The following is an 8,861-nucleotide window of genomic DNA, read 5'->3' as shown; positions in this document are numbered from 1 at the left end:
ACCTATAGCAGTCCGATGGCTACCGATAATGAATTACAATAGCATCCACAGAAAAACAGATGACGAATGTTTGGTGATAAAAGGAAAAAGATAGTCCGTCCCCAATCTATTTAAGCGCTTATAAAAGAAAGTAAAAACAGGGATAGACTAATTTTTTGCTTTTTTCAACAGCACTGCGGCCAAAATTTTCTCTCAACAAATGATGACGTTACTTCCTGCACTACCGGGTTTAACCCTGTCATTGAATTGCGATCGAAGATACCCCACTGCTTTCTCTCCAGTGCAATGGCATGGAACGATCCGATTGACATTGAAATCATGTAAACAGGCACAGGTGTTTTCCATTCGCTCTGATGAGGTATTAAGCAGATGAAATCCTCCAATAATAGAATGAACAGGAGTTTGGCCGGTCAGTGATGAAATATACTGGAGAGTGTTAACCAGCCCAGAATGACAACACCCGGTAAGTACACATAATCCCCTTGATGTTTGTACCCATACCGCAAGATCATCGCTGACTGGATCAGGTTTTACCCCTTCAAGGTCATTAAAGAAATTACCCCCGGTATCCTCAAAATCAGTTACCCGAGGAATTGGTCCGGTAATTCCGATATCATCCGCCAGCATTAATGGTCTATCGACCCAATGAATATTGTCCCAAATTTTGTGGAGCGCTTCTGATGATTTCCTGGTGATTCCAATTGGCTTCATTCTGCCATCTGATTGACGGCTGTATCGAGGAATAAAAACACCTGAATTGCAGTAGATAGCGATCGATGAATTCCTGACTATTACTGGCTCGACACCTCCTGTGTGATCATAATGTCCATGCGAAAGAATGAGTGTGTCTGCAGTTGCCAAATCGATTCCAAGCCGTTTAGTATTATGAATGAGAATGTCGCTCTGGCCTGTATCGAAAAGAATTCTTCTGTCATCGGCCTCTACCCAGATTGATAAACCATGCTCAGATTTCAACTCTGAAGTATCTGACACATTGTCTACAATTATTGTAATGCTAAGATTAGAGATCATGTTCTATGTTTCAACCTGTTCTTAGTCTACTTTCCAGTTATGCATTTTGTAATAAAAAACTGTTTGCCGATTCAATAGCATGTTTCACTATTTCTGTTTGTGGCAGCGCTGAAGATAACTTATCGATATAACTACGCTGTTTGAAAATTTGATATGTCCTTGGGAAATTGATATCGAACACCCAACTGACCTGCAAAAGTTTGAAATCGTTGACAGTTCTCATATCTTTAACATTTGCTATTTTTTTCCCAAGAATGCACTGAACGATTTTTTCCGATATTTCAGGTGTATCTGGAAGCCCCAGGTTAATTGCGTTATTCCGGTTTATTCCTGCATAGTGTTCAGTTACCACCTGAAGAATATTAATCTTATCGGCATCTCTAAGCAATTTAAGAATCAGAAGAAATTTCTGATCATCGCTATGGGGCAAAGAAGCCCGATTATGGTAATACACTACATTTCTGACAAGTTCCTGCTCATCCTTTGATAGCCTGTTGATCACGCCGGTTTGAGACATTACTTCCAGTCCCAATTTTGCATGATCTTCGGATCTTTGGTCTGAATAGGTGTGATACCTCATGTACTGTTCAAAACGACCTATATCATGGAGTGTTGCGACAATTTCTGCCAGACAGTGTTGTTCTGCGTCAAGCTGCAGTGTGTCAGCGATATCCAGTATTTCCCGCACAACATCTTTTGTATGCCTTACCTTTAAACAAATTGCAGTATCGATTCGTTCAACTCCAGTACAGAATTGCTTGATATACATCTCGAACCAGTTTTTGAAATAAAGTAAATCGGCTTCCTGTATCATAATTTCCGTCTACCTCCTTCATGTTCCAGGGGACATGCATTACTAATCTTGCATACAACCACAAATTTTGACTGATGAGCAACTGCCTCTATCGCTTCTGCAAGCGAATGCATTACATTGGATGTATCACCGATGATGACAGTACTCATGGTGTTGGTTTCAGCAATCAATTCTTTGTTAGAAATAATTCTGCAAAACTTATTAATACAGTTATTGAAATCGGTTCTTCCTAGAGGATAATAACTTACTTCAGCTTGTATGTTCATAGTTTAACCTCTCCTATTATAATATCGCCAGATTGCAGTTTGAATGTTTTTGCGACTGAGTCAAAAATCGGGTCAATAACCGGGATCGGCCTGGTGGGATTAAATGAGAAAGCACAGGTGTATATCGTCGGTTTCCCATAAGGTGTAAGAAGATACTTAAGATTTTTTGTGGATAACATGGAGGCTTTATGGTATGGGACTTCGTTCTTTGCTAACCTTCGCTTATTAAGTTTGGATTCGGCATTCAATGTACAAACCATCAGACAACCTCCCGGCTTTTTTAAGCATCGAACAGCTTCCTTGATTGCAATATGTGGCATTTCAATAAACTCTATGGTTGTGATCAAAACTGCGATATCGAACATATTATCGCGCAGCGATAAATGACAAGCATCACATTGAACAAATTCAGCTTTTGGAATTCTTTTACGCAAAGTTCTCTTCAGCATTTCAAATGAAATATCTACACCAACAACAGAAAATCCATGTGCAGAAAAGTATTTGCTCCAGTGCCCTGTTCCGCATCCTATTTCCAACAGCTTTTTCCCTGATATGTTTTTCAAGACTCGGTTTATCGCTCTTTTCTCCACAAGATCGTAGTATCTGCCCATTGAGGTTGTAAACCATTCATCATAAACGGCTGCAGCCTGATTGAAATCAAATCGCGATTGACCTTTCATCAATGGCTCACACTTTTAATGAGAATTATTGTTGCTATACCGACAAACATCAGAGTAAACTGAATAGCACTCGAAATGAAATCGGATTTTCTGTTTAAACCAGGCAGTATGTCTGCCAATGCGATGTACACGAAGCTTGCAGCCGAAAAGGTAAGTACATAAGGTACAAAGCTCTGAAAGGATTTCAGTGCAAAAAAACCGACAACCGCACCAAGAATGGCCGTTGCGCTTGATATTAAATTGTAAATAAATGCTTTTCTTCGGGTATACCCGTAATTTATCAGCAACGCAAAATCACCAATTTCCTGTGGTACTTCGTGGGCAATTACGGCTATTGATGCGGCTATTCCTGCCGGAATTGAAACAATGAATGTATTGGCAATTACAATTCCATCAATGAAATTATGCAACGCATCTCCAAAGAGAATAATTGGTCCGGCTGCATTATGTACTTCGCAATCAGGCTTGTGACAGTGACGCCATAAAACAAACTTTTCGAGTACGAAAAAAACAACAATGCCAGTCAATAAAGTTGTCATAACATTGGCGGGGGAAGCACTCAATGTAATGGCTTTCGGAAGCATGCTGATAAAAGCAGCACCAAGAAGTGTCCCTGCGGCATAGCTGACAAGAGCAGGAATGATCTTCTGCCGAATCGCGGAAGAAACAAGCAGGAAAACAGAAGCAAATAAAACTGATACAACGCTTCCAATTAAAACGAACATCAGGATTAGAAAAAAAATTTTCATCCATGCTCATTCCCTTTAGAATTTGAACAGCGTGTGTCATGATGATTAAAACAAAATCGAATGCTTTTCTCAATAAAGAGAAGTATTGTTCCACTAGAAACATAAATTGACGATGGGCTCCCAGAAATTTCGTTGCTTATGCCTCTGGATCCGATTTTGAGAACTTCATTATTTATCGGATATTTCAAGCCACTAGTCTGAACTTTTGCAACTTCTCCCCATGGAACCATTGAAACAATCGAACCTACAGGACCGTTCAATTTGCACGCATGCGATGAGCTAAGCCCGATCAATAATCCATCTTTCGTTACAAGAGCGACTTTTCCGGCATACTTTACGACAAGGACTATATTGCCAATGGTGTGGTCAATCCTTCCACCAATGCCACCCAAAATTGTCACCTGAGAATACTTGCGTTTCAATGCTTCTTTGATGGCACATTCAGTGTCTGTTAAATTTTTTTCTCGTGGTAATGAAATTTTAGTGATTCCAGCAAATGTCAGTTCTGTCAAAGAATCGATAGAGTCCATGTCACCTATTATAAGATCCGGCTTGATACCAAGTTTACAACAATGCCTGGCACCACCATCGGCTGCAATAATACAGTTACATGATATGCAATCACCTGTATTGTAAGCTAGAATATGCTGAAAATCGAGTTCACCGTTGGCAAAAATGCATGCATTCATACTTTGTCTGACTACCCTTTCTGTGTCTTTAAAAGATATTCTGCAAGTGCCCGATGAAGCGTGCTCACGGCAAGTATGGCACAATGGACATTACCACCAGGTATTTCTCCCAAAGTATCAATCACATCTGCTGGTGACAAGCGTAGGACATCTTTGATTGATTTCTCTTTGGCTAGCCCTGCAGCGGTTGCACCGCATAACCGCGATGAATCGCAACCATCGGTGAAAAATGTAGCCTCTGAGATAATATCATTATCTACAACAATGTACATTTCCATAGAATCACCGCAGATCCCTTCGATATATGCAGCACCGTCAGGATCATTCATTCGTCTCATATTATCTGGTTCGATAAGATTTGATGAATCTTCATGAGTGTCATTAATGTTCGTTGCCATTGTGATCTATTCCTTTTTTAAAACCTTTCTGTTCTGCTGCGCCTACAACACACTCCCATACATTCATTACATCCCTGACAACACCTTCTGAGCTGTATTCAGGCAGAGTCTTTTGCTGTCTTTGGGATGCAGTGACTGCCTTGTCATATCGCAACAGCCCTGCAAATTGCAATCCCAGCGAATCGGTAATTTGTCTGATCTCTTCTGTGATGGATTGGTTTATATCCCATTTATTGATGCAAACCATTGCCGGTATCCCCATTTTTTTTGTCAACATTGCGATTCTTCTCAGGTCATGAACACCTGATACCGTTGGTTCTGTAACGATCAGGGCAAGACTTGCTGCAGTAAGCGATGCAATTACCGGGCATCCAATTCCGGGAGAACCATCTATCAGCACATACTCTGCACCTTTCTCTTGCGCAATCCGTCTGGCTTCTTTTCTAACAAGTGTCACTAATTTTCCGGAGTTCTCTGATGCTATGCCAAGTTTTGCATGAACCATCGGTCCAAAGCGAGTATCGGAGATAAACCATTCTCCGCAAATTTCTTCGTTGAAGTCGATAGCCTGGGAAGGACAAAATCGCACGCACACACCGCATCCTTCACATGCAACAGGATCAATTGTATAAATGATGCCGGGTAATTTGTCCCAGGTTGTTACATCACGCACCGCTTCGAATCGGCACAGCTCGAGACATTTTCCACAGCCAGTACACTTGTCCAGCTTAATAGTTGCCTTGTACCCGCTGCGGAATTCGGTTCGATTTCTAATGACAGGTTTGAGGATCAGATGAAGATCGGCAGCATCAACATCACAATCTGCAAGCACAGCTTTTGTCGCTGCAAACGACGCAAAAGAAGCAGTGATGCTCGTTTTCCCGGTTCCGCCTTTACCACTAATAATAACAATCTCTTTCATGCCATAAGTCGCTTTCGGATGGCTTGCCAAAGTTCTTCGAATCTTTTTTGTACACCCGGAACACCTATCAGAATCAATTCTCCTTTTGAATAGCATTCGGCAATCCTTCGATCATCGGCAATTTGCGCCAAAATCTCTACCTGCCGCTTTTCACAGAAACTTTCCGCGTCCCGGTTCCCATCTTCCGCACGGTTGACAACGACACCATGCGGAATACCAAGTTCTCTGATCATATCGAGTGCCAACCCCAGGTCATTGAGTCCAAACGGTGTTGGCTCAGTAACAAGGACTACAAAATCTGTATCCCTAATCGAAGCGATTACCGGGCAAGAAGTACCCGGCGGAGCATCGATAATATTTACCTCTTTGTTGGGAATCTGCTGAAGAACATCTCTTATAAGTGGAGGACTCATTGCTTCGCCGATATTCATTCGGCCATGTACAAATCCGACTTTCCCTGATTGACCTGCTTCAATTATCCCAATTTCGCGCTCTTGTTCCTGTATCGCATGATTAGGGCAGCCTATCGTACAACCACCACATCCATGGCAGAGCTCTGGAAATACCATAACGATTTTTCCAAGTCTCACTAACGCTTTATATTCACAAAACCTGACACATTCCCCGCAAGCACAGCATTTTGATTCATCTATCACTGGGACTGGAATCGAAGAGGCTTCCTTTTTTGTGATAACCGGTCTGAGAAACAGATGACCATTGGGTTCCTCGACATCACAGTCAAAGTAAACAGTATCATATCCCTGCCCGGCTACGTAAAGAGCGAGATTCGTTGAAATGGTCGTCTTTCCTGTTCCACCCTTACCGCTGGCAACTGCTATTTTCATGAAACATTTTCCTTTCCTCCACTTCCGCGATATCCCCTTTTTCCTCTTCTGTTAGCTTCCTCTGAGCTGATCGCTTCCTGCCAGCCATTATGAGCATCAGGAAAACAATCAAAACGACTCGAATAGGGTTTGATATCCAGCACTGGCGTGCCATCAAGAACATCCACTCCCTCAATGGTCAAGATGGGGCCAGCTCTTTTTATAAGTCGAACTATTGACAATCCGATAGGATTGGGGCGACATGGTGATCGGGTGGCAAACACACCATGCTGTTCATCCACAAGGAATGGCTTTACAAGCATCTTCGCCGCTCCAGCTTTGTGCAGCCAGTAGAGCAGAATTATATGCGAAAAACCTTCAATATCAGTAAGACCTTCTTCATACTCGGGAAATACTTCCACCCTGCCCTTACATTCTTCAGCATAAACCGGTTGAATCGGGGTATCTTCGGCTTTTTTGTGCTCACTTCTTATAAAGCCAATAGGTTTGACATACAGCATACTCATTGAAAGGCCTTCTTTTTAGATGACATAAGAACAGATTGTGAATTGATTTCGCTATATTGTGCATCGCGTATGTTCCTATAAGCATAATCTTTAATCTTAAAAACTGATGCTAACTGTGGGATCCGACGAATCACGCCAGATGGATTCAACAAATCACGCAGAATCGCTGCAACAAGTGGCACACCAATACTGAGCAGCCGCCCTTGTCTTCCGTGAAATATTCCACGCGAAATGTTCCGATATCCGAAACCTGCGTAACAGTTGTCGTTTCTACGTCCAGATCCTGGCCCCAGCCCCAGTGGCCCTGTCCCATCACGTAAAGGCATAAGTATCCTCCTTAATATTGCATCCACGAACTATAAACTCAAAGCACCTTGCGGACAATTCGACAAACAAGCTCCGCATTCTACGCACGATTCATTGATGTGGGCTTTCCCGTTTTTCATCTCAATTGCATCCATCGGGCAAGCTGATTTGCAAGCAGCACAGCCTGTACACTTTTCTTTATCTACTTTTACAGCCATACTTTTGCCTCCTTAATTCTATTTTAAATTATCATCCAGCATTCTAACTGATTTCCTTCATGTCTCGCATTTCGGACTTCCACAGAATGAATCCCTGCCGCAACACGGTGTTTCCCTTCCACAACGTGAACTGGAACTTTGCGTACTTGGATAATTGTTACGGTGGAAACCGGCACCCTTGAAAATCAACCCACCATCCGTACCTACAATTCTCTCAACCGATCCTTTGCAAGTCGGGCATTCGGCCAATGGCGCTTCAGTCATGCTTTGAAATTTTTGAAATACCTTTCCACATGATTTGCATTTGTATTCATAGGTGGGCATAGAAACATTCCTTATCCACGACTCATTGTCTGCCCGCATTTTGGACATTTCTTCTGATTGCAAGGCTGTCCTTGCTGATGTGGTTCACGATGACCACATGCCTGACATACACATTCACCACCAGGCCCCGCTCCTCCGCCACCCATTCTTCCTATTCCTTGTCCGTTAGCCATTTCATAGCTCCATTTTATTTAATCTTGAACCTTCTATTACTCCACTGTTGTTTCGTGATTGATTATCCAGTATGAGAAACGATCCTACAGGATATCCGGTATCACGTCCGACTACAGGGCACTTCACTTGAAAGAGGAAATAAATTTTCTTGTTGGTAATACAGCTTAATGTTTCGAAGTTGCCTTGTCCCTTGGCTATGATGACATCCGCTCCATCAAAAGTCTGCCTGAATTCCGGAGAACAATCTTCCAGAACCGTCCCCGGAGCATCAGAACCGTTCGATATGACTCTCACGATCTCAGTGAGCCTTGTCGCATGAGCATCATCTAACGTTGCATCATTAATTACCGGTGCACCTCTGACTGCACAGATTACCTTTTTAAAAGGCATCTCCTCTATCAGAAATCGATCGAACACTATTTCGCCTGCATTATCACATAAAAAGAGAATGCTATCCGCATCATGTATGGATTCCTTAAGGCCTGCCAATGCTACCGAATCAAGGGGAACTTCCTTCGCCTTTTCAAACGAGAATAGCACATCGTTTTCATTCAGATTATTGTATTTTCCGAAATCTATTATGTTAGCAGCAATTGCCAATTTTACTTTTATAGAAAAAATGTCTTGTTGTGAATCGAGTGTTTTTTTTAAAGATTCCAACAATTCAACTGCAAACCGATTAAAATGCTGCTTTTGATGAGCATACAAGTCTTTAACACCAACTGCCCTTGAAATCATGCGATTGATTTTTTGTGCAGTAACGGGAGGTGTCGCATCGTAATCGATGTCTGCCAACTCACAGAAAACTGACCGCATGGTTTTCGTTTTCTGATCTTTGGTTGCATCGCAGTTCTCCAATGCCCCCAGTGCCTGATTAACAAAGCATGGAAGACATTCAAAACAGGTTCTCATCACAATTCTTTCAGCAATCTGTTTTT

At 42.2% G+C, this 8,861-nt stretch carries 15 protein-coding genes; all 15 read right to left on the bottom strand.

All coding sequences use genetic code 11. The features are described from left to right. Positions 1-192 precede the first annotated feature (192 nt). Genes GX089_01320 through GX089_01250 form a run of 15 tightly spaced genes read right to left on the bottom strand, consistent with a single transcriptional unit; the run spans position 193 to position 8,835 of the window. The gene (locus GX089_01320; GenBank protein NLP01113.1) at positions 193-1,032 is read right to left on the bottom strand and encodes an MBL fold metallo-hydrolase; all 840 of its coding nucleotides are present in this window, start codon (positions 1,030-1,032) and stop codon (positions 193-195) included. Positions 1,033-1,069: 37 nt separating this feature from the next. Continuing rightward, positions 1,070-1,846, bottom strand: coding sequence for an HD domain-containing protein (locus GX089_01315; GenBank protein ID NLP01112.1), 777 nt, complete (start codon positions 1,844-1,846; stop codon positions 1,070-1,072). Beyond that, positions 1,843-2,112: a hypothetical protein gene (locus tag GX089_01310; GenBank protein NLP01111.1), complete on the bottom strand. Its 270-nt coding sequence runs from the start codon at positions 2,110-2,112 to the stop codon at positions 1,843-1,845. The genes GX089_01315 and GX089_01310 overlap by 4 nt, the downstream gene beginning before the upstream one ends. Continuing rightward, positions 2,109-2,795, bottom strand: a complete 687-nt coding sequence (locus GX089_01305) for a class I SAM-dependent methyltransferase (GenBank protein NLP01110.1) — start codon at positions 2,793-2,795, stop codon at positions 2,109-2,111. The genes GX089_01310 and GX089_01305 overlap by 4 nt, the downstream gene beginning before the upstream one ends. Then, positions 2,792-3,541, bottom strand: coding sequence for a ZIP family metal transporter (locus GX089_01300; GenBank protein ID NLP01109.1), 750 nt, complete (start codon positions 3,539-3,541; stop codon positions 2,792-2,794). Before GX089_01300 ends, GX089_01305 begins: the two co-directional genes overlap by 4 nt. Next, complete coding sequence (locus GX089_01295; protein NLP01108.1) at positions 3,538-4,230, bottom strand: thiamine diphosphokinase; 693 nt, start codon at positions 4,228-4,230, stop codon at positions 3,538-3,540. Before GX089_01295 ends, GX089_01300 begins: the two co-directional genes overlap by 4 nt. 11 nt (positions 4,231-4,241) lie before the next feature. Further along, positions 4,242-4,628, bottom strand: a complete 387-nt coding sequence (locus GX089_01290) for an iron-sulfur cluster assembly scaffold protein (GenBank protein ID NLP01107.1) — start codon at positions 4,626-4,628, stop codon at positions 4,242-4,244. Further along, entirely contained in the window at positions 4,612-5,550 is a 939-nt protein-coding gene (locus tag GX089_01285; protein NLP01106.1) for a 4Fe-4S binding protein, read from the bottom strand. The genes GX089_01290 and GX089_01285 overlap by 17 nt, the downstream gene beginning before the upstream one ends. Next, entirely contained in the window at positions 5,547-6,395 is an 849-nt protein-coding gene (locus tag GX089_01280) for a P-loop NTPase (GenBank protein ID NLP01105.1), read from the bottom strand. The genes GX089_01285 and GX089_01280 overlap by 4 nt, the downstream gene beginning before the upstream one ends. Then, on the bottom strand, positions 6,392-6,901 hold the full coding sequence (gene tsaA, locus GX089_01275) for a tRNA (N6-threonylcarbamoyladenosine(37)-N6)-methyltransferase TrmO (GenBank protein ID NLP01104.1): 510 nt from the start codon (positions 6,899-6,901) through the stop codon (positions 6,392-6,394). The genes GX089_01280 and tsaA overlap by 4 nt, the downstream gene beginning before the upstream one ends. Beyond that, on the bottom strand, positions 6,898-7,227 hold the full coding sequence (locus tag GX089_01270; protein ID NLP01103.1) for a hypothetical protein: 330 nt from the start codon (positions 7,225-7,227) through the stop codon (positions 6,898-6,900). The genes tsaA and GX089_01270 overlap by 4 nt, the downstream gene beginning before the upstream one ends. Before the next feature lie 30 nt (positions 7,228-7,257). After that, entirely contained in the window at positions 7,258-7,425 is a 168-nt protein-coding gene (locus tag GX089_01265; GenBank protein ID NLP01102.1) for a 4Fe-4S binding protein, read from the bottom strand. Between the two features lie 57 nt (positions 7,426-7,482). After that, a complete protein-coding gene (locus tag GX089_01260; GenBank protein NLP01101.1) occupies positions 7,483-7,749 on the bottom strand; it encodes a zinc ribbon domain-containing protein in 267 nt (88 codons plus the stop codon). A gap of 11 nt (positions 7,750-7,760) precedes the next feature. After that, positions 7,761-7,922: a hypothetical protein gene (locus GX089_01255; protein NLP01100.1), complete on the bottom strand. Its 162-nt coding sequence runs from the start codon at positions 7,920-7,922 to the stop codon at positions 7,761-7,763. 1 nt (position 7,923) lies between these two features. Then, the gene (locus tag GX089_01250; protein ID NLP01099.1) at positions 7,924-8,835 is read right to left on the bottom strand and encodes a DUF89 family protein; all 912 of its coding nucleotides are present in this window, start codon (positions 8,833-8,835) and stop codon (positions 7,924-7,926) included. Positions 8,836-8,861 lie beyond the last annotated feature (26 nt).

It is taken from the genome of Fibrobacter sp. (genome assembly GCA_012523595.1).
In the GTDB taxonomy this organism is placed as follows: Bacteria; Fibrobacterota; Chitinivibrionia; order Chitinivibrionales; family Chitinispirillaceae; genus JAAYIG01.
The sequence above is the reverse complement of the archived record's forward strand: the minus strand, read 5'-3'. Positions and strand labels throughout refer to the sequence as shown.